Annotated in this window: 26 protein-coding genes; 17 read left to right on the forward strand and 9 right to left on the reverse strand. The window is 57.5% G+C overall.

The annotated features are described in order from the left end of the window. Positions 1 to 43: 43 nt before the first annotated feature. Entirely contained in the window at positions 44 to 589 is a 546-nt protein-coding gene (locus tag ACWJKU_RS02355) for a cytochrome c oxidase assembly protein (protein ID WP_454145425.1), read from the forward strand. 39 nt (positions 590 to 628) lie between these two features. After that, on the forward strand, positions 629 to 1495 hold the full coding sequence (locus ACWJKU_RS02360) for a cytochrome c oxidase subunit 3 (RefSeq protein WP_454145426.1): 867 nt from the start codon (positions 629 to 631) through the stop codon (positions 1493 to 1495). 91 nt (positions 1496 to 1586) lie between these two features. Here the strand turns inward: ACWJKU_RS02360 and hslO are convergent, their stop codons facing one another. Further along, complete coding sequence (hslO, locus tag ACWJKU_RS02365) at positions 1587 to 2459, reverse strand: Hsp33 family molecular chaperone HslO (protein WP_454145427.1); 873 nt, start codon at positions 2457 to 2459, stop codon at positions 1587 to 1589. 128 nt (positions 2460 to 2587) lie between these two features. Between hslO and msrA the strand changes: the two genes are divergently transcribed. From msrA to ACWJKU_RS02385, 4 genes are all read left to right on the forward strand, one after another. Then, a complete protein-coding gene (gene msrA, locus ACWJKU_RS02370; protein WP_454145428.1) occupies positions 2588 to 3250 on the forward strand; it encodes a peptide-methionine (S)-S-oxide reductase MsrA in 663 nt (220 codons plus the stop codon). 55 nt (positions 3251 to 3305) lie between these two features. Beyond that, complete coding sequence (locus ACWJKU_RS02375) at positions 3306 to 4085, forward strand: M48 family metallopeptidase (RefSeq protein ID WP_454145429.1); 780 nt, start codon at positions 3306 to 3308, stop codon at positions 4083 to 4085. A gap of 457 nt (positions 4086 to 4542) precedes the next feature. After that, complete coding sequence (locus ACWJKU_RS02380) at positions 4543 to 5868, forward strand: ATP-binding protein (protein ID WP_454145430.1); 1326 nt, start codon at positions 4543 to 4545, stop codon at positions 5866 to 5868. Further along, complete coding sequence (locus ACWJKU_RS02385; protein ID WP_454145431.1) at positions 5865 to 6425, forward strand: response regulator transcription factor; 561 nt, start codon at positions 5865 to 5867, stop codon at positions 6423 to 6425. The genes ACWJKU_RS02380 and ACWJKU_RS02385 overlap by 4 nt, the downstream gene beginning before the upstream one ends. A 32-nt stretch (positions 6426 to 6457) precedes the next feature. On the opposite strand, the gene ACWJKU_RS02390 is transcribed toward ACWJKU_RS02385, so the two are convergent. Then, complete coding sequence (locus tag ACWJKU_RS02390) at positions 6458 to 6673, reverse strand: toxin-antitoxin system HicB family antitoxin (protein ID WP_454145432.1); 216 nt, start codon at positions 6671 to 6673, stop codon at positions 6458 to 6460. 127 nt (positions 6674 to 6800) lie between these two features. Further along, the gene (locus tag ACWJKU_RS02395; protein ID WP_454145433.1) at positions 6801 to 7241 is read right to left on the reverse strand and encodes a DUF29 domain-containing protein; all 441 of its coding nucleotides are present in this window, start codon (positions 7239 to 7241) and stop codon (positions 6801 to 6803) included. Between the two features lie 311 nt (positions 7242 to 7552). Between ACWJKU_RS02395 and ACWJKU_RS02400 the strand changes: the two genes are divergently transcribed. The 3 genes from ACWJKU_RS02400 to ACWJKU_RS02410 all read left to right on the forward strand — a co-directional run bounded on the left by ACWJKU_RS02400 (position 7553) and on the right by ACWJKU_RS02410 (position 9905). Further along, positions 7553 to 8071, forward strand: a complete 519-nt coding sequence (locus tag ACWJKU_RS02400; protein ID WP_454145434.1) for a pilin — start codon at positions 7553 to 7555, stop codon at positions 8069 to 8071. Between the two features lie 198 nt (positions 8072 to 8269). Beyond that, complete coding sequence (gene tfpZ, locus ACWJKU_RS02405; RefSeq protein WP_454145435.1) at positions 8270 to 9070, forward strand: TfpX/TfpZ family type IV pilin accessory protein; 801 nt, start codon at positions 8270 to 8272, stop codon at positions 9068 to 9070. 241 nt (positions 9071 to 9311) lie between these two features. Continuing rightward, positions 9312 to 9905: a Uma2 family endonuclease gene (locus ACWJKU_RS02410; protein ID WP_454145436.1), complete on the forward strand. Its 594-nt coding sequence runs from the start codon at positions 9312 to 9314 to the stop codon at positions 9903 to 9905. A 378-nt stretch (positions 9906 to 10283) separates the two neighbouring features. Here ACWJKU_RS02410 and ACWJKU_RS02415 read toward each other — a convergent pair whose 3' ends face one another. Together ACWJKU_RS02415 and ACWJKU_RS02420 are read right to left on the reverse strand one after the other, a co-directional pair. After that, on the reverse strand, positions 10284 to 10589 hold the full coding sequence (locus ACWJKU_RS02415; RefSeq protein WP_454145437.1) for a type II toxin-antitoxin system RelE/ParE family toxin: 306 nt from the start codon (positions 10587 to 10589) through the stop codon (positions 10284 to 10286). Further along, entirely contained in the window at positions 10586 to 10840 is a 255-nt protein-coding gene (locus ACWJKU_RS02420; protein ID WP_454145438.1) for a type II toxin-antitoxin system ParD family antitoxin, read from the reverse strand. Before ACWJKU_RS02420 ends, ACWJKU_RS02415 begins: the two co-directional genes overlap by 4 nt. A 1064-nt stretch (positions 10841 to 11904) precedes the next feature. On the opposite strand from ACWJKU_RS02420, the gene ACWJKU_RS02425 reads away from it, so the two are divergent. The 7 genes from ACWJKU_RS02425 to ACWJKU_RS02455 all read left to right on the forward strand — a co-directional run bounded on the left by ACWJKU_RS02425 (position 11905) and on the right by ACWJKU_RS02455 (position 16319). Beyond that, on the forward strand, positions 11905 to 12498 hold the full coding sequence (locus ACWJKU_RS02425) for a Uma2 family endonuclease (RefSeq protein ID WP_454145439.1): 594 nt from the start codon (positions 11905 to 11907) through the stop codon (positions 12496 to 12498). A gap of 285 nt (positions 12499 to 12783) precedes the next feature. After that, positions 12784 to 13377: an imidazoleglycerol-phosphate dehydratase HisB gene (hisB, locus tag ACWJKU_RS02430; RefSeq protein WP_454145440.1), complete on the forward strand. Its 594-nt coding sequence runs from the start codon at positions 12784 to 12786 to the stop codon at positions 13375 to 13377. 38 nt (positions 13378 to 13415) lie between these two features. Further along, positions 13416 to 14060 carry an imidazole glycerol phosphate synthase subunit HisH gene (gene hisH / locus ACWJKU_RS02435; RefSeq protein WP_454145441.1) on the forward strand — a complete coding sequence of 215 codons (645 nt, stop codon included), beginning with the start codon at positions 13416 to 13418 and terminating at the stop codon, positions 14058 to 14060. A gap of 41 nt (positions 14061 to 14101) precedes the next feature. Beyond that, the gene (gene hisA, locus ACWJKU_RS02440; protein WP_454145442.1) at positions 14102 to 14833 is read left to right on the forward strand and encodes a 1-(5-phosphoribosyl)-5-[(5-phosphoribosylamino)methylideneamino]imidazole-4-carboxamide isomerase; all 732 of its coding nucleotides are present in this window, start codon (positions 14102 to 14104) and stop codon (positions 14831 to 14833) included. A gap of 3 nt (positions 14834 to 14836) precedes the next feature. Next, positions 14837 to 15601 carry an imidazole glycerol phosphate synthase subunit HisF gene (gene hisF / locus ACWJKU_RS02445; protein WP_454145443.1) on the forward strand — a complete coding sequence of 255 codons (765 nt, stop codon included), beginning with the start codon at positions 14837 to 14839 and terminating at the stop codon, positions 15599 to 15601. Continuing rightward, complete coding sequence (gene hisI, locus ACWJKU_RS02450) at positions 15598 to 15984, forward strand: phosphoribosyl-AMP cyclohydrolase (RefSeq protein WP_454145444.1); 387 nt, start codon at positions 15598 to 15600, stop codon at positions 15982 to 15984. The genes hisF and hisI overlap by 4 nt, the downstream gene beginning before the upstream one ends. Positions 15985 to 15986: 2 nt before the next feature. Beyond that, entirely contained in the window at positions 15987 to 16319 is a 333-nt protein-coding gene (locus ACWJKU_RS02455) for a phosphoribosyl-ATP diphosphatase (protein WP_454145445.1), read from the forward strand. Between the two features lie 87 nt (positions 16320 to 16406). Here ACWJKU_RS02455 and ACWJKU_RS02460 read toward each other — a convergent pair whose 3' ends face one another. Both ACWJKU_RS02460 and ACWJKU_RS02465 read right to left on the reverse strand, forming a co-directional pair. After that, a complete protein-coding gene (locus tag ACWJKU_RS02460; protein WP_454145446.1) occupies positions 16407 to 17345 on the reverse strand; it encodes a GIDE domain-containing protein in 939 nt (312 codons plus the stop codon). Positions 17346 to 17361: 16 nt separating this feature from the next. Further along, entirely contained in the window at positions 17362 to 17934 is a 573-nt protein-coding gene (locus tag ACWJKU_RS02465) for a LemA family protein (protein ID WP_454145447.1), read from the reverse strand. Positions 17935 to 18027: 93 nt separating this feature from the next. Here ACWJKU_RS02465 and ACWJKU_RS02470 point away from each other — a divergent pair, with 93 nt between their 5' ends. Continuing rightward, complete coding sequence (locus tag ACWJKU_RS02470) at positions 18028 to 18576, forward strand: gamma carbonic anhydrase family protein (RefSeq protein ID WP_454145448.1); 549 nt, start codon at positions 18028 to 18030, stop codon at positions 18574 to 18576. 3 nt (positions 18577 to 18579) lie between these two features. On the opposite strand, the gene aroE is transcribed toward ACWJKU_RS02470, so the two are convergent. Both aroE and hemB read right to left on the reverse strand, forming a co-directional pair. Next, positions 18580 to 19419 carry a shikimate dehydrogenase gene (gene aroE / locus ACWJKU_RS02475; protein WP_454145449.1) on the reverse strand — a complete coding sequence of 280 codons (840 nt, stop codon included), beginning with the start codon at positions 19417 to 19419 and terminating at the stop codon, positions 18580 to 18582. 30 nt (positions 19420 to 19449) lie between these two features. Beyond that, on the reverse strand, positions 19450 to 20463 hold the full coding sequence (hemB, locus tag ACWJKU_RS02480; protein WP_454145450.1) for a porphobilinogen synthase: 1014 nt from the start codon (positions 20461 to 20463) through the stop codon (positions 19450 to 19452). Positions 20464 to 20476: the final 13 nt, after the last annotated feature.

Here is a 20476-nt window from a genome sequence, read left to right on the forward strand (position 1 = left end):
ATGTCAGCGCGATCCTTAGAGTAGTTACGACATCATCCGGCCAGTGAACAATTCAGACAACAGAAAGGTCAATACGCGGCTGATTTGGGCGATCGTCTTAGTGGCCGTCGGAATGTTCGGTTTCGGTTTCGCCATGGTGCCGCTGTACAACGTGTTCTGCGAGCTTACCGGGCTAAACGGGAAAGTGAAAACCGAGGCGGTCGCGGATGCCGCTTACGTGGCCGATCAGTCGCGGGAGTTGACGATCGAATTCATCACCTCGGTCAATGAAAACATGCCTCTCGCTTTTCGGGCCGAAACGAGCAAGATGAAGATCCATCCGGGGCAGTACTACACGGTGAAATTCTATGCCGAGAACACGAGCGATAAAAAAATGATCGGGCGAGCCATTCCTAGCATCGCTCCCGGCGTCGCCTCGGAATACCTGAGCAAGGCGGAGTGCTTTTGTTTTTCCGAACAAGAATTCGAACCGCACAAATTGCGGGAGATGCCGGTCCGATTCGTGATTGACCCGTCCCTACCGGAAAACGTGAAGGATATGACGCTTTCCTACACGTTCTTCGACATCACCGAAAAGAACCAGAACTGACGAGAGAAAGATCAACAATTTCAAAAGCAGGGGAACGTAATGGCAACGAAAGACGCATACTATCTACCGCATAAAGCGAACTGGCCTATCTTGGGGTCGATCGGCTTGACCACTTTGGTCGCGGGGTTCGCTAATTATCTTAACGGATCGAGCATCGGCGGGATGTTCATGGTCGTGGGAGCGGCCATCGTCATATACATGATGGCCGGCTGGTTCGGTTCGGTGATAAAGGAAAGCGTTGCCGGACTATATAACCAGCAGGTGGACGGTTCATTCCGAATGGGGATGATTTGGTTCATTACCTCGGAAGTATTTTTCTTTGCCGCGTTCTTCGGCGCGCTCTTTTACGCGCGCGTTTACTCGGTGCCGTGGCTGGCCGGCGAAGGCACTTTTACTGCGGGGGCGACCGGCGATTTGTGGCAGGGGTTCCAGGCCATTTGGCCGACGAACGGCCCAGGCCATGTCGGCGGCGAGTTCGAGCGCATGGGCGCGTGGGGCGTTCCGGCTTTGAACACCCTCATTCTGTTGAGCAGCGGCGGAACCGTAACCTGGGCGCACTGGGGTTTGCTGGCGAACAATCGCGGCCAATTGATCAAGGGCCTGATCGCCACCGTCGCGCTGGGATTTCTGTTCGTCATCTTGCAAGGGTTCGAATATCACGAAGCTTATAGCGAAATGGGGCTGACGTTGGGTTCCGGCATCTACGGCTCGACCTTCTTCATGCTGACCGGCTTCCACGGTTTGCATGTAACCATCGGCGCCATCATGCTTACGGTCATCCTGTTCCGGAGTATCCGGGGGCACTTCAACCCGGAGCATCATTTCGCCTTCGAGGCCGCCGCCTGGTATTGGCACTTTGTCGACGTGGTGTGGCTGGGTCTGTTTATTTTTGTCTACTGGCTGTAACCCTCCGGGTTTCTGGCTGAAAAAAGGCGCTACTCTTTCGGGTAGCGCCTTTTTTGTTGATCCGCCTGAAAACGATATGCCGCCAAGTCGCTCATTGTCGGGCCGGCGGAGGCGAAAGTCTTATTTCGTCGGCGAATAAGCCACCGATATCCACGCGATCGAAATGAAAGCGGCGGTTGCAGAATTCACAGCAAACTTCCAAGGAATCCTCGTGCTCCAAGATGGATTCGATATCATGGTTTCCCATGGTATGCAGGACGGACTCGATGCGCCCCCGTGAGCACCCGCAGCGGAACGAGATGGGTTCCGCGTCGAAAAGGCGTACCGTTTCCTCGTTAAAAAGCCGATATAACAATTTCTGGCTGGGCAGATGAAGCAGTTCCGTTTCGGTAACCGTATCCGCCAGATATTCGATGCGCGCCCAATCGTCGGCATCGCGCCGTTTGTCCGGCAGTTCTTGAATCAGGAGCCCCGTGGCGCGCCGATCATCGGCGCTCAGCCAAAGGCGGGTTGCCAGTTGCTCCGAGCGCGAAAAATACGACTGGATGGCTCCGGCGAGGTCGCTTCCCTCGAGCGCAACAATTCCTTGATAAGGGTCGGCATCTTCATTCCGGATCGTCAATACCAAATGCCCGGGACCGTAGATATCCGACAGCGTTTCGCCGGCGACGTCTCCGCGCCAGTGGGCGAGGCCGCGAATGGTACGCCGGTGAGTTGCCTGCGCGACCAAAGTGTGGAGCGGTCCGCGGCTCTGAGTCTGAAGGATCAGGGATCCCTTGAACTTAATGGTGGCGGACAGCAAAACCACGGCAGCGAGCGCCTGGCCCAATTGACGCTGGACGGCCGGAGGATACGAATGGCGCTCCCGCACGGCTTGCCAGCTTGCGTCAAGCCGAACAAGCTCGCCCCGTATTCCGAGATGTTCAAACAAAAACCTTTGGAAACTGTCGAATTCACTCATCATCTAACCAACAACTTTGAAAGACGGTAATGTATGCCGTTTCTGCGGCAATAAGCCTTAGTCTACATAAGAACTATCATGGCTGGAGTATTCCCGACTTCCGATTGACCGATCAATGCAGAGCAAATGCCATGTTTACGAAAAAAATTTCGTTGCCTGACGAGCATTCCGCCCTTCCCGGACGTGCCGAAAAGATGCCCGTACCGGAATTGCACGTCGTCAACGGGCACCGTATCGAGGCACCATATCCGGAAGGCGCGGAAATTGCGGTATTCGGCCTCGGCTGTTTTTGGGGTGCGGAACGGAAATATTGGCAGGTGCCGGGAGTTTATGTGACCGCGGCTGGCTATGCCGGGGGCGTCACGCCAAATCCGACCTACGATGAGGTCTGTAGCGGCATGACCGGCCACGCCGAGGTGGTGCGTGTGGTTTACGAACCGGACAAGATTCGTTACGAAGACTTGTTGAAAATTTTCTGGGAATCCCACGACCCGACACAGGGCATGCGTCAAGGCAACGATATCGGAACCCAATATCGTTCGGTCATTTTTACCTACACGCAAAAACAAAAGGAGTCGGCCATCGCGTCGCGCGAAGCGTATCAGACGGACCTGAGCCGTCACGGTTATGGGCGAATCTCGACCGAGATTCGGGATGCTCCCGAATTTTATTATGCGGAACCCTATCATCAGCAGTATCTGGCCAAGCACCCGGGCGGATACTGCGGCCTGGGCGGGACCGGAGTCGGGTGTTCTACGGAGGTTGCCGCGCCGCTAAAGGCGGACGCTGATTGATAGTACCGGTTCCGTTTGGCTATCATCCGATCTTCTCAAAATATTTCGAGCTTCCATGAAAAGAATCCTGTTGGTCGTATGTTTCGTTTGGGGCCTTTCAGCTTGCGCAACCTCTCCCTTGGGGCGTACCCAATTCATCATGATGCCGGAAGCCCAGGTTGACAGCATGGGCTCCCAAGCCTTCGTCAATATGAAACAAAAATTGCCGGTCGATCAGAATCCTCAGACTAATCAATATGTTACCTGTGTAGCCGGGGCGCTCGTCAAGGAAGTCGAGGGAGAATGGGAAATCGCGGTATTTCAGGACGATTCGCCCAATGCGTTTGCGCTGCCCAGCGGTAAAATCGGCGTTCATACCGGCATACTGCGCGTGGCCCGGAATCAGGACCAGCTCGCCGCGGTCGTGGCGCACGAAATAGGGCACGTGCTTTCGCGGCATTCGAACGAACGCATGTCACAGCAGCTTGCCATGCAGCAAGGACTGAATGCCGTCCAGGCGATAACCAACCCGACCAGTCAGACCGGACAGGTCATGATGGGGGTGCTGGGGCTCGGCGCCGAATATGGCGTTCTTCTGCCGTACGGCCGTTTGCAGGAAAGCGAGGCCGATCTGGTCGGGCTCCAACTGATGGCGAAAGCGGGGTTCAACCCTCAGGAAAGCATCGATCTCTGGGTCAATATGGAACAAGCCGGAGGCGGACAGCCTATAGAATTTCTTTCAACCCACCCGTCCCATGCGACCCGCATGCAGGATCTCAAACAAAACATGCCCAAAGCTATGGAACTGTATCGGGGCGCGCAAGCGGCAGGGAAAAACCCCCGTTGCAGCCGTTGAATTGAATTCAGGTAATGCGACGTTCGTCTAAAAGAAAGTGCAGGGAAGGAAATCCCTGCACGTCAAGAGGAGGATTGTGAGCACTACACGTGCGTCTGGTCTCGGCTAGGAGAAGCCCCCTAACGAGTGATTAACATTTTATCAACGACGATTTGTGTGAAAATGTGACAAATTGTCGCGCAACGAAATGTTTTGTGTAATAAAAGGAAATAATATCCTGGACAATAAAAAAGGCAGAAGAACTCGTCTTCTGCCCTATTGAGGAGGCTATAGCGCACAGCCACAGATAGCATCTGATCGTCGGCTCTTGCCAACATGGCGGTTTCCGGTTCCTTGAGAGCCGGAAACCATGATTTCATGCTAGCAGACTACAGGTCTAGCTAAAATGTGACAAATTGTCGCATTTGTCCAACAAAAGCCGCCATTTACAATTCCTGCCATGAACTCGAACCCGCTAATGAATATCCCCACCCCGGTGGACACGGAAACCGATGCGCGGCAAAACCTCCGCTGGTTGTTCGTGTTGCGTAATCTCATGATCGCGGGCGAAGCGCTGATCGTTTTGATCAGCGTTTACGGCTTGGAAATACCGCTCGGCGAAGTGCCGCTCTGGGGCATCATGACAGTGCTCGGAGGCTTCAACTGGTGGACGTGGCTGAGGCTCAGCGATTCCCGCCCGGTTGCCGAGATGGAACTGTTCGTTCAGCTTTCATTCGACGTCCTGGCCATAACCGCGATTCTTTATTTCACCGGCGGCGCGACCAACCCCATGGCATGGTTCTTCCTGCTTCCGCTGATCATCGCGGCTACCGTGCTCCCCCAGTTTTATACCTGGTACATGGTGATATTCACGTCGGGGTGCTATACGCTACTCATCGGCTTCTACCAGCCGCTCCCCGACATTCAGCCCATGACCCTGCACGGCGACGCCCCGCCCGCCGTTCAAGCCTTGATGGAAGACCACGACATCGAACTGCACGCGTTCGGCATGTGGTTCGGCTTCGTATTCAGCGCCGTACTCGTCGCCTATTTTGTCGTAGAGATGGCCAAGACCCTCCGGGAGCGCGAGCGCCGGTTAGGGGAAGCCCGCGAACAGGCCTTGCGCAACGAGCGGGTCGTGGCGCTGGGAACGCTGGCGGCCGGCGCCGCTCACGAAATGGGTACCCCGTTGGGAACCATGGCGATCCTGATCCATGAAATAGAGAGCGAGTGCACGGGCGCCAAACAAGACGATTTATTGGAGAAAATGAAAATTTTGCGGGAGCAGGTGGCTCGCTGCAAAAAAGCGCTTTCGATCATGTCGGCGTCGGCCGGCGCCATCCGCGCCGAATCCGGGCGCGTGATGCCGCTGACGAACTACCTGGAAGAGGCGGTGGATAGCTGGCGGAAGCAGCGCCTCAATGCCGAATTGGAATGTGAAAAGATCGGCCCTCAGCCTCCGCCGTGCATTTTGGCGGAGGACACCCTGACCCATGCGCTGGTGAACATCCTGAACAATGCCGCCGATGTTTCGCCCGCCGGCATAAAGCTGCGCGCCCGCTGGAGCTTCGAGCGCGCGACCCTGGAGATTCTCGATCAAGGGCCCGGCATCGCTCCCACGCTGTCCCAGAGCCTGGGAAAGACGCCCATCACGACCAAGGAGCACGGTTTGGGCGTGGGGTTGTTCCTGGCGTTTGCCACTATCGAGCGATTGGGCGGTCGAATAGAGATGTTGCCCCGCGCCGAAGGCGGCACCTGTACCCGTATCGAGCTTCCATTGCTGCGTCCGAACAAAAGCCTATGAACAGCACGATATCCGCATCCGCCCCTCCTCGTCCCAGTTTGCTTTTGGTCGATGACGATCCCACGTTCTGCGGGGTTTTGAAGCAAGCCCTCGAAAAGCGCGGATTCGAAGTACACGCCGCTCAGGACCTCGAGACCGGCGCTGCGCTGGCTGAGCGGATGGAACCCGAATACGCGGTGATCGATTTGCGCATCGGCCACGATTCGGGGTTGATCTTGGTCAGACGTCTCCACGAACTCGACGCCAACACCCGTATCGTCGTCCTGACCGGATATGCCAGCATCGCCACGGCCGTCGAAGCCATCAAGCTGGGCGCGATTCAATATCTGACCAAGCCCGCCGACGCCGACGAGATCGTCGCGGCGCTGCACAAGGATCAAGGCGACGTCTCCGTCGAAATCAAGGAAAAGCCGCTCTCGGTCCGGCGCCTGGAATGGGAGCACCTGCAAAAGGTCCTGATCGAACACGGCGGCAACATCTCCGCCGCCGCGCGGGCTCTCGGAATGCACCGCAGGACTTTGCAGCGGAAATTGGAGAAGCGACCGGTGAGGGAGTAAGAGCCTACTGGGATAGGTCCTAAGACGATGGATCAGTTCTCAGTCCGAATCGCCTTGGCAAGCAATTCACGACCTCGTTCTTCTTTGCCGATACCCCGCGCGGCTCGCAATCGAAAGCGGGTTTCAGCATCGAAATCGGCGATTACCAGCGTCACCATTTCGTCAATGAGCCGGTTAACGCTGACATTACGAACTTGGGCCACCTGCTTCAGCCGCTCTTTAGGTAGACGAATGATCAAAGCGCTCATGTCAATCCCCGTAATAAGGTATCGGGCGAAACGACTTTAATGGATGGAAAGCGCAATTCGGCGTGCTCAAAATCGCGCGCATTTCTCGTGACAATAGCTTGTGCATTGCCGGAGCAATAATATTGTATTACTCAGGCAAGAACTCAGGACTTAAAGCCTGCCCCAGCGAGTAAGGGCAGCTTTGCGGAAAAGACGATTCATCAAGTCCGATTTCCTTGGCTGCCATCAAAACGGCATCTCCAAAAGCATCGCTCAACACGGTCTCGGCATGGGATTTGAGACTCGGATTGTCGTTGAGCAGCCGTTTTAAGCGCCGACGCTGTTCCTTAATGGCCAGTTCCCAGCTTTTGCCGCGGTAAAGCGGCTGATAATGCCATTTAAGCAGATGAGCCAGTAACAACCCTAAACGATTGATCAATTCTCGTCGTTCACTGGCTCCCATGCTTTCGATCTCCTCCGCGATATGCTCTAAATCGAGTTCATCGAAACGCCTTTCCCTCATTAGCCGAGCGCTTTGCTGGGTCCAGGCGTAAAAATCCCTTGCGTAAAGAACTTTTGCGGTCTTCATGATGGTATCTCCAGCAGTGGGCGCTGTTTCATGATAACAAGCTCAAGAAGTCGGAAATGAGTGACGCTGGATAGTTCCGCCATTGATAGCTTGGGGCAGAGGCGGTTCTTCAGGAATGAGGACCTTCGGATGACGTCCTGTGTCACTTTTCGACCCTATAGGTTGAATAGTCAATGACTCGTCTTGTTTCGCAACCTTGGGATACCGCATTCGACCTGCATCAAGGACGCTGGCACGGCCTGTGCTTTCTCTTGGTCGAGAGCTGATAAAGCTCCTTATCCAATCCGTTCCGTAACTCAATGGGGTTCGTCATGAATGCGAATAAGAACATGAGACAGCAAGGTTTCACTTTGATCGAGTTGATGATCGTCGTGGCGATCGTAGGGATTTTGTCGGCGATTGCGGTTCCCGCTTATCAAGATTACACAATCCGCGGTCAAGTTACCGAAGGCTTAAACTTGGCGGCAGGATTAGAATCAGCCATTGCCGACATTTGGGCTCAAACGGGTGATCTAGGAGATGCGGACAATGGCGGACTTGGTCTACCCACACTTGCTACTGATACTTCTGGTAAGTATGTATCAGGCATTACCATAACTGACGGCGGACTGACTATTGCCTTTGCTCAGGCTAGCGCCAATGCGGCCATTCAAGCAGAGACTTTAGGAATGACTCCGTGGGCTAATCCGGCGGGTGGACTGGTGTGGCAATGCGGTAATGCCACTGCGCCAGTTGGCACGGTTGCGCCGAAGGGTGTAGCGGCAGGGACAACGACCTTTAATGCCGTGACAGATAAATATCTGCCTGCTGCCTGCCGCACGGGTGCCTAAGCACGGCCTGAGCTTGGTAGGGTAGGCATGGGGACATGCCTACCCAAGCGCCAGACCCGAACCGCCCGGCGGCGACCCCGTCGGGCGGTTTTGTCAGGTGGGCGGGGTTAGTCTCGCCCTTCGTTTGGCGGAGTTCGTCGAGGATGCCGCCGCATCGGAGAGCGTGCCTACCTACGACATGCCGGGCACGAATCCTGTATGTTCCTTAAAATCTTCTCCGGAAATCACTCAGTCACACGTTCCGCGTACATGTCTCGCTGGAAAGCTTCCGCCATCCATCTATTTGTCAGCGCGCTGATTATCTCGGCGCTCGGATTACTGCTGGTTCTGACCTGTTATCCGCCCGTCTATGCCTGGGCAATGGGCGGCCTGGGTCTCATCGCCATTCTCGCGGGCGTCGACGTCTGCCTCGGTCCGCTGCTGACGCTGATCGTCTGGAACCCGAAGAAGCCGAGCCTTCGCTTCGATATGGCGATGATCGTCCTGCTGCAAATGCTGGCTTTAAGCTATGGTGTGTACACGATTTTTTTGGCAAGACCCGTATTTATGGTTTTCGCCGTCGACCGCTTCGACTTGGTGACGGCAGCCGACATCCCGGTAAGCGAATTGGAGAAAGTGAAACGTCAGGAATTCAAATCGTTGCCTCTGGCCGGGCCTGAAATCGTTGCTGCGCGGCCGCCTACGGATATCACTGAGCGCAACCGAATTCTGTTTTCGGCTGCTGTAGGCGGTGTCGATTTGCCGCAGATGCCGCAATATTATGCGCCGTACCCTGAAATGGCCGCGGAAGTGGTCCGTAAAGCTTCGTCGATTGATCCGCTGATGCAGCGCGATGCAGAAGCCCGCGATAAGGTTTCGGTCTATCTGGAAGAACACAAGCTCGATCCTGCGAGAGTCAAATTCCTGCCGCTCCGGGCGAAAGCGCGCGATCAAACGGTATTGCTTGACAGCGCGACGGGAACGGTTCTGGATATCATCAATATCGATCCCTGGCTGTAACCCTTAGCATACTGCCATCACCGGCCCGCGTAGGGCGGCAGTCTTGACGTATTGCGCCGCAAGGGAATCCCCATTCATGCGACGCCATACGGGAATGCCTACCCTTCGCGTTCTACAGGTTTGCCTTGTCGTGCGAACGGGTCGGGCTTTCGTAGCCGAATACCCAAGCGTCCGCACATTCTCTCAAGATGCGATAATACCAGCCTGAGATCTTGAATCTTTCCAACGGAGGAGGCCGTCCATGTCGCTTGCACTTCGTGATTCCGAACGCCATACCTACGCCGATTACTTGTCCTGGCCGGAAGATGTCCGCTACGAACTAGTCGACGGCACGGCCTATCTCATGGCGCCCGCTCCGAACCTGGAGCATCAGGATGTGGCCGGGGAGATTTATCGGCAATTGAGCAATGCCCTGGAAGGCAAACCCTGCCGCCCGTTCATCGCCCCGGTGGATGTTCGCTTGCCCAAGGCGGACGAGTCGGACGACTTTATCGATACCGTGGTACAGCCGGATGTCCTGGTGGTGTGCGACGAGTCCAAGCTGGACCGGCGTGGCGTTCGCGGCGCGCCGGACTTCGTGGTGGAAGTGTTGTCCTCGTCAACCGCAAGCCATGATCATGTGTTGAAGCGCCGCGTGTATGAGCGTGCCGGCGTACGGGAATATTGGCTGGTGCACCCCACGGACCGCATGGTGATCATTTATCGGCTGGTCGACGGTGAATATGGCAAGCCGGACGTTCAGGCGCTTTCGGGCGAAACCAGCGTCGGCGTATTGCCACAGGTTGCCGTGGTTTGGGATGATCTGGTTCGCCGCTTGCCGCCGCTGGAGGTATGAAAAAGCGTCGGGCTTTTACTTTTGGCTTTTCCGCTGAGCCGATCCGTCTGAACCGCGGAAGGGCGGTGAAGCCGGGATTGACCGCCAGGCCGTTGGACCGGTAAAGGGTGGCCGCCAGTTAACGGCGGTCGGCGAACTCTCTGAAAACCACGGAATCGTTCAAGCTCCTACTGCCGCAGACAAAGCGGCATGACCAGTCCGTGTCGGTTGGCAGTGCGACGGAGACAGTTCCGGACATCATCAACATCGATCTCCGGGAATGAGCCGGGCCTGCGGGTTGTGAATTGCGGAAGTCAACTGTAGAGCGTTTCGGCTCGGATGTACGGAACGCTTTCTCCATCGTATGACTTGGCAAAACGCTCGATCCGGCAATCGATTTCAAGGCGCAGGGAATAACAATAACTCATAGTCTCGCGCTCCGTGCAAGATGTGGATGATTTCGACAAGGTCTTCGTCTTCAAGGATCCGGTAAAAAATCAGGTAATCCCGATGTACGCAACGTCGAATGCCGTAATGCTCGTAACGCGGAATCAAGGGATATGCGCGGGGCATATCGGCCAGCGCATCGCAATGGTCCAGGAGTTCGTCAACGAAGGTGGCCGCTCGCGCAGGATTGTGTAGGCGGATGAACTCGCCTATTTCAACCAGATTGGCTTTGGCCGAATCCGTGATGACGACCCTCATGATTCAAAACGCTTCCGCAGTTCTGTGCGAACCGGCTCGATATCCTGCACCCGTCCGGCCTCGGCGTCGGCGATGCCACGGGCAATGGCTGCATCGAGCGCCATCAGACGCCGTTCACGCTCCATCCAGCCTCGCAGTGCTTCTCGGATAACTTCGCTGTTGGAACCATACGCTCCCGACCCGACTTTTTCGCGGATCATGCGCACCATTTCAGCGGGCAAGGTAATCGAAAGCTTTTCGGTGGTCTGCATTTGTCCCTCCGCGCTCTAAGAGCCTATCCCGGTAGGCTCGAGAAACCCTTCGACAAGCTCAGGGCGAACGGCCTACTGGGATAGGCTCTAAATGCAAGTGGTAGAAAGCGCTATTTTATACTACTTTTTTCGCTGCCAATGGAAACGTGTCAGGCTTTTGTTTTTGGATTTTCCGCCAAATTGGCCCGTTGAACACAGAAGGGGGGGAAGGAAACTCTGAACAAGTTGATTCCGTTCATACCTTTCGGCAGACAGGCTCAGGGGAGCGTTCGACAAGTCTGTCCTGAACCGAGTCGAAGGGCTCGCCACGAACGGAATCAATACGTCACCGTTGGTGGTGAGCTTGTCGAAGGACTTAAAATGCCGGGGTCCAGAAGTCATGGATGGCAGATGCCTGTGTCACTTCCTTGTGTACTGGATTCATGCCGCACAGTCCCTGTGCGGCACCCTGCGGGCGCTTCGCGTGCAAACCGGCTGTCCTGCCGGAATGGCGGCTTAACTTAACGGCATTGTTCCGTTCCGGGGGAGGGCCTTGACCGTAGAACTACGCGAGAGTTTCGGATTGATCTGCCGTAATCGCTGATCGTATAGTGAAATCCGATGATTAAGGTTGATCGGGGAGGCTTTATGAGACCCTCTGAGGCTCTTCGCGTGTATTGCGTATCGCAACCGAGCTCGGCGCCCGAAACGTCCGCGTGTTCGGCTCCGTCCTGCACGGCGAGGATACCGAAGGCAGCGCGCGGATTTTCTGGTGGATATAGGGGTACCACGCTCCTTGATGTGGTGCGCCTGCAAAACGCCATCAAGGCTGAGCTGGGCGTTCCGGTGGATGTGCTCACCGCGGGCGATCTGCCCGCCAAGTTCCGCGACCGGCTGCTTCGGGAGACTCGGCCGCTATGAGCAAGGCACTTCGTAACCAGGGTTATCTGGAGCACATTCAAGAAGCTATCAGTAAGATTCGGCGATCTTAAAAAGTCTCCAAACACCTGGGGGCCTGTAGCTTATCTCAAGATGCGATAATGCCAGTCTGAGATCTTGAATCTTTCCAACGGAGGAGGCCGTCCATGTCGCTTGCACTTCGTGATTCCGAACGCCATACCTACGCCGATTACTTGTCCTGGCCGGAAGATGTCCGCTACGAACTAGTCGACGGCACGGCCTATCTCATGGCGCCCGCTCCGAACCTGGAGCATCAGGATGTGGCCGGGGAGATTTACTTTCAGCTTCGGCGTGCCCTGGAAGGCAAACCCTGCCGCCCGTTCATCGCCCCGGTGGATGTTCGCTTGCCCAAGGCGGACGAGTCGGACGACTTTATCGATACCGTGGTGCAGCCGGACGTCCTGGTGGTGTGCGACGAATCCAAGCTGGACCGGCGCGGCGTTCGCGGCGCGCCGGACTTCGTGGTGGAGGTGTTGTCCCCCTCGACCGCCAGCCACGATCACGTGCTGAAACGGCGCGTGTACGAGCGTGCCGGCGTGCGGGAATATTGGCTGGTGCACCCCACGGACCGCATGGTGATCATTTATCGGCTGGTCGACGGTGAATATGGCAAGCCGGACGTTCAGGCGCTTTCCGGCGAAACCGCGGTCGGGGTGTTGGCGGGTGTTGCCGTGGCCTGGGACGATCTGGTTCGCCGCTTGCCGCCGCCGGCGTTTTGATGAGGCAAAATAAAAACCCCGGTTGCGCTCCGTGCGTCCGGGGTTATCGCCTGCTTGGTTGGCTATCAAGTCGCTTCCGAGTGGCTATCCTGTAAGAAAATGGGCAATCCTTACTTCCATGTCGGCGACGTTGGGAGTTTGGCATAAATTCTGCCTTTGGCTAAGTCGGAAAAAGCTGAAAATAATGTAAGCATTTGCTTACACGTAGCGCGAATCGGGCTTAGCAAGAGCGATGAGCCGTTATATCATTTAAGGCCGATTGACTCAGACCACTTTCTATTGCTTATGACTGGCCGTACCGCCGAAATAGAGCGCAATACGCTGGAGACCCGGGTTCGGGTTTGCCTCAACCTGGATGGCGCCGGTTCGGGCGTGTTCGAGACCGGGGTTCCTTTTCTCGACCACATGCTGGATCAGGTGTCGCGGCACGGATTGATCGACCTCGATGTGCGGGCAAGGGGCGATCTGCACATCGATGCCCACCACACGGTGGAAGACATCGGCATTACGCTGGGCCAGGCGGTTGAAAAGGCTTTGGGCAGCAAGAAGGGGATACGGCGTTACGGTCATGCCTATATTCCCCTGGACGAAGCGTTGTCGCGCGTCGTGATTGATTTTTCCGGGCGTCCCGGTTTATCTTACGATGTGGTTTTTCCGCGCGACCGCATAGGCGACTTCGATGTCGACTTGCTTCTCGAGTTTTTTCGAGGTTTCGTCAATCACGCCAAAGTGACCTTGCACATCGATAATCTGAAGGGACAGAATGCCCATCACATTGCCGAAACCGTTTTCAAGGCTTTCGGCCGGGCTATGAGAATGGCCCTGGAGCCGGATGCCCGGATGCAGGATGCTATCCCGTCGACCAAGGGAATGATTTAAGAAATTTACACGGAACTCTCACCCGACCGTCTTTACCCATGTCTTCCGTTGCAGTCATCGATTATGGGATGGGAAATCTCCATTCCATAGCCAAGGCGCTTCAGCGCGCCCATTCCGAAACCGCCGTGATCGTCACGGACAATCCCGAAACGATTCTCGGGGCCGACCGGGTCGTGTTTCCGGGGGTCGGGGCGATCCGCGATTGCATGAATGCCCTGGCCGATCGGGATCTCATGGCCGTGCTCGATCGGGCGGCGGCCTCGAAACCGTTCCTGGGCGTCTGCCTGGGGATGCAGGCGTTGCTCGACGAAAGCGAGGAAAACGGCGGCACGGCATGCCTGGGTTTGATTCCCGGCCGGGTCGTGCGCTTTGCCGACGGGATGACGGATGGCGCCGGACGATCCTTGAAAATTCCGCATATGGGCTGGAACCGGGTTCGCCCGGAAGCCGATCATCCGCTATGGCGGGGCATCGCGCCAGGCAGTTGGTTTTATTTCGTTCACAGCTATTTCGCGCGACCGGCCGATTCCCGGAACGTTGCGGCGACCACCGATTATCCGGAGCCTTTCGCCTCGGCGCTGGTGCGCGAAAATGTCTTTGCCGTTCAATTTCACCCTGAAAAGAGCCAGGAAGCCGGGTTGCGATTGCTGGCTAATTTTCTAAACTGGGACCCGGGGCGATAAGGCGCCGTTCATTCACTCTATCCGTTGCTGAGGATTTTCCTATGCTCTTGATACCTGCTATCGATCTGAAAGATGGCAAGTGTGTCCGTTTGCGGCAAGGCCGCATGGAAGACGATACGGTTTTCTCCGACGACCCGGTGGCGATGGCCGGAAAATGGGTGTCGGAAGGCGCAAAGCGCCTGCATTTGGTGGATTTGGACGGCGCCTTCGCGGGGGTTCCGCGCAATGCAGAGGTTATCCATGCCATCCGCGAAGCCTATCCGGATGTGCAAATCCAGGTAGGCGGAGGGATTCGCGATGAAGAGACGATTCAAGGGTATCTGAACGCCGGTGTCGATTACGTCATCATCGGCACCAAGGCGGTCAGCGCGCCTCATTTCGTGCGTGAGGTCGCGGCGGAGTTTCCTAACCATATCATCGTCGGGCTGGACGCGAAGGACGGCAAAGTGGCCATAGACGGCTGGTCGAAGCTGTCGCATCACGATGTGATCGATTTGGCGCAAAGGTTCGAGGACGACGGCGTCGAGGCCATCGTTTACACCGACATCAGCCGGGACGGCATGATGGAGGGCGTCAATGTCGAGGCGACCGCGCGGCTGGCGCGCTCGATACGGATTCCGGTGATCGCTTCGGGCGGCATCCGGAGCATTCAGGATATTCATGCCTTGGGCGGCGTGGTCGGCGACGGCGTCATGGGCGCCATTACCGGCCGCGCTATTTACGAGGGCACCCTCAACTTCGCCGAAGCCCGCAAAGCGGCGGAAGAATACTGATCCATGCTGGCCAAACGCATTATTCCCTGCCTCGACGTAGACGACGGGCGCGTGGTCAAGGGCGTTCGCTTCGTCGATATCAAGGATGCCGGCGATCCCGTCGAGATTGCCAGACGTTACGACCGGGAAGGAGCGGACGAACTGACGTTTCTCGATATCACCGCCAGTTCGGACAACCGCGACACGATGGTGCACGTGGTGGAGCAGGTCGCGGGCGAAGTGTTCATTCCGCTCACGGTGGGCGGCGGCATCCGAACGATCGAGGATATCCGCCGCATGCTGAATGCCGGCGCCGACAAGGTCAGCATCAATACCGCCGCGGTCGCGCAGCCGGAATTCGTGCGCGAAGCCGCGGAGCGCTTCGGCTCCCAATGCATCGTCGTTGCTCTCGATGCCAAGCAGGTGTCCGAAACCCCCAAACGATGGGAGATTTTCACCCACGGCGGACGCAGGCCGACCGGCCTCGACGCCATCGAATGGGCGCGCCGCATGGTGGCTTACGGCGCCGGCGAAATCCTTTTGACCAGCATGGACCGGGACGGCACCAAGCAGGGTTTCGATCTGGAACTGACGCGGGCCATCAGCGAAGCCGTATCAGTGCCGGTGATCGCCTCGGGCGGCGTGGGCAATTTGCAGCACTTGGCCGACGGGATTTTGCAGGGCAAAGCCGACGCCGTGCTGGCGGCCAGCATATTCCACTTCGCCGAATACACCATCCATCAAGCCAAGGAGCACCTGAAGGCTCAAGGCATCGAGGTGCGGCTGTGACGGCGTGGCTCGACGAAATCCGCTGGACGGCTGACGGACTGGTGCCGGTCATTACCCAGGAGGCGGCCACGGGGCAGGTTCTCATGTTCGCCTGGATGAATAGAGACGCTTTGCAACTGACTGCCGCGGAAGGCTATGCGGTCTATTGGTCGCGCTCGCGGAACCGGCTTTGGCGTAAGGGCGAGGAGTCCGGGAATCGGCAGAAGGTTCTGGAAATTCGCCTGGATTGCGACGCGGACGTGATTTTGCTCAGGGTCGAACAGGCCGGCGGAATCGCCTGCCATACCGGACGACATCATTGCTTTTATCGGATGTTGCGGGGCGATTCCTGGGAAACGGTGGATCCCGTCCTGAAATCGCCGGAAACGATGTACGGAAACTGATTATGGATGTGCTGAGGGAATTGGCCCGGGTGCTCGAGCAGCGGAAATCCCAGGATCCGCAAAAATCCTACGTGGCAAGCCTTTACGCCAAGGGACTCGACGCCATTTTGAAGAAAATCGGCGAAGAAGCCACCGAAACCGTGATGGCCGCCAAGGACGGAAATCCCGACAAGATCGTCTACGAAGTGGCAGACCTGTGGTTTCACAGCCTGATATTGCTCGCTCACCAGGGCTTGAACCCGGATCAGGTCCTGATCGAATTGCAGAGGCGGTTCGGTCTCTCGGGCTTGGAAGAAAAAGCGGCTCGCAGTGAAAAAGCCGGCCAGTCCGGCTAGAGCGTTTTCATCTCGCGCTAACGGCGTTTCGTGCTCGTGTCGTATGTAGGGGCGACTTGAGCCGCCTTTATGTCCGTATCGAAAACGCTAGAGAACGGAGCCGAAACGCAAATGCAATGCCCAGCTTGTCGCGCTGCCCGCGATCAGGAAGCCTAGTACCGCAAGCCAGGCGTTACGACGATACCGCCCGGTCAGTTTTTCCTGTGGAATGGCCGATAGGATATACGGGCGTCCATGACTCGGCTTTTTCATCAGAAAGAATTCGGCTTGCCGCGTTCTTTCGCGCCAGGAGGCCATGACCTCGCGTTCGGCGTGCTGCCGAACCGTTTCCCATTCTTCCGCGTCGATCTCGCCGTCGCCGTTGGCATCGAAGCGCCTGATAAGCTCGGAACGATTTCTTTTCCAGCGGCTCAACAGATCGCCCACCTCGGTATCGAAGCTAATGCTGTCGGCACCGTCGAGCGATACGAACTGGCCGATCGCATAGATCGGGTCATCCGCCTGAATGCGGTATTCCGTGTAGCGATACGGTCCGGACGAGAATAGCAAATCCCAAAACCCGGTTTGCGGCGGAGCATATCCCGGGCGCGCGAGCCGGCCGCGCCATCTGAGTCGAACGGAAGGCGTGACTTCCGCGTGGTCCGGGTCGACGATGCACCGCCCGGTGTCGTCTTCCAGGTGAAAAATGGCCTCGCTCACGCCGCTCTCGATCGTCTGCCAGCCCGTCGTGCTGCGGCCGTCTTCATCATCGCTCCCCCGCTTTTCGACTTTGTAGCTGTACCAAACGCACGGTGCGCCGCTCAGGGGCGCGTGTATCGGTTCGCCCTCCATCAGCCTGGCGCGGCCTTCGAGTTCGGCATAGCCTTGCGCGGCCGACCGGATTTTGGCCGTGGGAGTGTCCGCAATCAGGCGTGCGCGATGCAGCCAGCGAAAGGCGATGCAGAAACAGGCCGCCCCCGTCAGACTGGCAGCGACTATCGCCAGCCAGAAGTGCTGCGGAGAGGATTGCAGAACGAAGTCGCGCAAGGACACGGCTTTCGTCTCAGCCGAACAGAGCCTTCATATCCACGTCGCGTTTTTCTTCTTCGGAGAATTCCAGCAGTTCGAACGGCTTGAAGCCGAATAACCGGGCAACGGCTACATCGGGAAATTCTTCCAGGCGGACATTGTTGCTGTTGACGCTGTCGTTGTAGAGCTCGCGGCGGTCGGCGATGGCGTTTTCGAGCCCCGTAATTCGAGATTCCAGGGTTCTGAAGGATGCGTCGGCCTTCAGGTCGGGATAAGCTTCGGCTACTGCGAAGAGTTGCATCAAGCCTTGCCGTAGCCGGCTTTCCGCCGCGCCGAGAGCATGCAGGTTCGAGGATTCCCGTGCAGCCGAAATCCCGGCGCGGGCCTGCATGATCTTTTCCAGCGTCTCCTTTTCGTGCTGCATGTACTGCTTGCAGGTTTCGACGAGCTTCGGCAATTCGTCGTGGCGCTGTTTGAGCAGCACGTCGATGTTGGACCACGCTTTTGCGGTATCATGCTTCAAATTGACCAGCCGGTTGTAAATCAAGACGGCATACGCGATCACGAACAGGATCGTGCCGACCACAATGAAACCGCCTACGCTCATAAGTCTCCTCGCACGCTTGAAATTGAATCGGGACTGGGAGAAGTATAGACGGCGGCTCCGGCGAATCGCTTTGATCAATGGGAGTGTCGTAAGGTGACGATTCAGATTTATGACGGCATCGAGCCGAAATTGGGGAAGGGCGTCTATGTCGCCGACAGCGCGCTGGTGATCGGCGACGTGACGCTGGGGAACGACGTTTCGATCTGGCCGATGACGGTTGCGCGGGGCGACGTGCATCGCATCGAAATCGGCGATGAGACCAATATTCAGGACGGTTGCGTGCTTCACGTCACCCAGCGAAGCCGGTACAACGAGGCGGGGAATGCCTTGATCGTCGGACGGGGCGTCACCGTGGGGCATCGGGCCGTGCTGCACGGTTGCACCATCGGCGACCTGTGCCTGATCGGCATCGGCGCCGTGGTGATGGACGGCGCCGTCGTGGAGGACCGCGTGATGATCGGCGCGGGAGCCTTGGTGCCGCCTGGCAAGCGCTTGGAGAGCGGTTTTCTTTACGTGGGCTCGCCGGCGAGGCAGGCGCGTCCGCTCAAGGAGGCCGAGTTGGAATATCTAAGTTTTTCCAAGGACGGCTACGTACGTTTGAAGAATCGATACTTGAGCGATGCCGGATTGCCGAACGCTTAGCGCTTAGCGCCAGACGCGGCGCTCCCGATTCAGGAGATCGATCACGGGGCGGGTTTCCGGCCGTATTTCCCGCCAAATGAAAAACGCTTCGGCCGCCTGTTCGACCAGCATGCCGATGCCGTCGACGCTGATGGCGGCTCCCGTTTCTCGTCCCCAGCGGACGAACGGCGTGGGCTCGGCGCCATAGGCGAGATCGTAGCAGCATCCTTGGGGGTTTAGGGCATTCTCGGGAATGTCCGGAAGTTCGCCGGCCAGGCTTGCGGCCGTGGCGTTCAGGATGAGATCGAAGGTGTCCGTTTCCAGGTCCGAAAAGCCGCATCCGCTGATTGGGCCGAGATCGCGGAATTCCTCGGCAAGCCGGACGGCTTTTTCGGGCGTGCGGTTGGCGATCGTCAAGCGGGCTGGCCGTTGTTCGAGCAGCGGCCCGAGGATGCCGCGACTCGCGCCTCCCGCGCCCAGCAGGAGGATCCGGCGGTTTTCCAAAGGGATATTGAGATTGACCGTCAGGTCTCGTATCAAGCCGACGCCGTCGGTATTGTCGCCAAAAATCGTTCCGTCCGGACGCAAGGCCAGGGTATTGACAGCTTTGCTGAGCTCCGCGCGCGCGCTTCTATGGTCGGCGATCCGCCAGGCGAGTTCCTTGAGGGGGACGGTGCAATTCAAGCCTTTCCCGCCCCGGGCAAAAAAATCCCGCACGCAGGTTTCGAATGTTTCCGGCGGAACGTCTTGCGCGGCATAGATCAGCCGCTCTCCGGTCTGTTCCGCGAACAGCGCGTGGATGCAGGGCGATTTGCTGTGGCCGATGGGATGGCCGAAGACGGCATAGCGATCTGTGGGCGACATGGGCGTTAAATGTCTTGCGAGGTCGGTGAGCTATGGCCTCTCGCGAAGCCATTCGGCGACGGTCCCGGCGTAATAGGTCAGGATGGCGTCCGATCCGGCGCGCTTGAGCGCCAGCAAGGATTCGAGCACGGTCTTGCGTTCATCGAGCCAGCCGTTTTGCGCCGCGGCCTTGAGCATGGCGTACTCGCCGCTGACTTGATAGGCCAGCGTCGGAACGCCGAAGCGGTCTTTGATCCGGCGGATGATGTCGAGATAGGGCAATCCCGGCTTGACCATGACCATGTCGGCGCCTTCCGCCAAATCGAGTTCGACTTCGCGCAAGGCTTCGTCCGAATTGGCCGGATCCATCTGGTAGGTGTATTTGTCGCCGCTGCCCAAATTGGCCGCCGAGCCTACGGCGTCTCGAAAAGGCCCGTAGAAGGCGGACGCGTACTTGGCGGAATAGGCGAGAATCCGCGTGTGGACGAAGCCTTTCTCTTCCAGTGCGCCGCGGATTGCGCCTATGCGTCCGTCCATCATGTCCGAAGGCGCCACCACGTCCGCGCCGGCCTCCGCATGAGACAGCGCTTGCTTGGCGAGTACCTCGACCGTCTCGTCGTTGACCACGTAGCCGCCGGAGTCGACCAGTCCGTCTTGGCCGTGAGTCGTGAAGGGATCGAGGGCGACGTCGGTGATGACGCCCAGTTCCGGCAGGTGTCGCTTCAACAGGCGCACGGCTCGCTGCGCCAAGCCTTCGGGATTGTAGGCCTCGCGCGCGTCATCCGTTTTTTTGTCGGGCGAGGTGACGGGAAAGAGAGCGACGGCGGGAATGCCGAGCCGGAACGCTTTTTCGCTCTCGCGCAGCAGCAAGTCGATGCTCAGCCGTTCGACGCCCGGCATGGAGGCGACCGGTTCCCGCCGATTTTCGCCGTCCAAAACGAAAAGGGGATAAATCAGATCGTCGGCGGAAAGCTGCGTTTCGCGCATCAAGCGTCGGCTGAAATCGTTCCGTCTCATCCGGCGCAAGCGAATGTTGGGGTAAGAAATGCTATCATTTAGCGACATGGCGGCCGGTTTC

This window comes from Methylocaldum sp. MU1018 (genome assembly GCF_053646775.1).

Excerpts from the sequence above, each read along its gene's own strand:
- ACWJKU_RS02360 (WP_454145426.1), top strand. The coding sequence starts at position 629 with ATGGCAACGAAAGACGCATACTATCTACCGCATAAAGCGAACTGGCCT.
- hslO (WP_454145427.1), bottom strand. The coding sequence starts at position 2,459 with ATGATGAGTGAATTCGACAGTTTCCAAAGGTTTTTGTTTGAACATCTC.
- msrA (WP_454145428.1), top strand. The coding sequence starts at position 2,588 with ATGTTTACGAAAAAAATTTCGTTGCCTGACGAGCATTCCGCCCTTCCC.
- ACWJKU_RS02375 (WP_454145429.1), top strand. The coding sequence starts at position 3,306 with ATGAAAAGAATCCTGTTGGTCGTATGTTTCGTTTGGGGCCTTTCAGCT.
- ACWJKU_RS02380 (WP_454145430.1), top strand. The coding sequence starts at position 4,543 with ATGAATATCCCCACCCCGGTGGACACGGAAACCGATGCGCGGCAAAAC.
- ACWJKU_RS02385 (WP_454145431.1), top strand. The coding sequence starts at position 5,865 with ATGAACAGCACGATATCCGCATCCGCCCCTCCTCGTCCCAGTTTGCTT.
- ACWJKU_RS02390 (WP_454145432.1), bottom strand. The coding sequence starts at position 6,673 with ATGAGCGCTTTGATCATTCGTCTACCTAAAGAGCGGCTGAAGCAGGTG.
- ACWJKU_RS02395 (WP_454145433.1), bottom strand. The coding sequence starts at position 7,241 with ATGAAGACCGCAAAAGTTCTTTACGCAAGGGATTTTTACGCCTGGACC.
- ACWJKU_RS02400 (WP_454145434.1), top strand. The coding sequence starts at position 7,553 with ATGAATGCGAATAAGAACATGAGACAGCAAGGTTTCACTTTGATCGAG.
- tfpZ (WP_454145435.1), top strand. The coding sequence starts at position 8,270 with ATGTTCCTTAAAATCTTCTCCGGAAATCACTCAGTCACACGTTCCGCG.
- ACWJKU_RS02410 (WP_454145436.1), top strand. The coding sequence starts at position 9,312 with ATGTCGCTTGCACTTCGTGATTCCGAACGCCATACCTACGCCGATTAC.
- ACWJKU_RS02415 (WP_454145437.1), bottom strand. The coding sequence starts at position 10,589 with ATGAGGGTCGTCATCACGGATTCGGCCAAAGCCAATCTGGTTGAAATA.
- ACWJKU_RS02420 (WP_454145438.1), bottom strand. The coding sequence starts at position 10,840 with ATGCAGACCACCGAAAAGCTTTCGATTACCTTGCCCGCTGAAATGGTG.
- ACWJKU_RS02425 (WP_454145439.1), top strand. The coding sequence starts at position 11,905 with ATGTCGCTTGCACTTCGTGATTCCGAACGCCATACCTACGCCGATTAC.
- hisB (WP_454145440.1), top strand. The coding sequence starts at position 12,784 with ATGACTGGCCGTACCGCCGAAATAGAGCGCAATACGCTGGAGACCCGG.
- hisH (WP_454145441.1), top strand. The coding sequence starts at position 13,416 with ATGTCTTCCGTTGCAGTCATCGATTATGGGATGGGAAATCTCCATTCC.
- hisA (WP_454145442.1), top strand. The coding sequence starts at position 14,102 with ATGCTCTTGATACCTGCTATCGATCTGAAAGATGGCAAGTGTGTCCGT.
- hisF (WP_454145443.1), top strand. The coding sequence starts at position 14,837 with ATGCTGGCCAAACGCATTATTCCCTGCCTCGACGTAGACGACGGGCGC.
- ACWJKU_RS02455 (WP_454145445.1), top strand. The coding sequence starts at position 15,987 with ATGGATGTGCTGAGGGAATTGGCCCGGGTGCTCGAGCAGCGGAAATCC.
- ACWJKU_RS02465 (WP_454145447.1), bottom strand. The coding sequence starts at position 17,934 with ATGAGCGTAGGCGGTTTCATTGTGGTCGGCACGATCCTGTTCGTGATC.
- aroE (WP_454145449.1), bottom strand. The coding sequence starts at position 19,419 with ATGTCGCCCACAGATCGCTATGCCGTCTTCGGCCATCCCATCGGCCAC.
- hemB (WP_454145450.1), bottom strand. The coding sequence starts at position 20,463 with ATGTCGCTAAATGATAGCATTTCTTACCCCAACATTCGCTTGCGCCGG.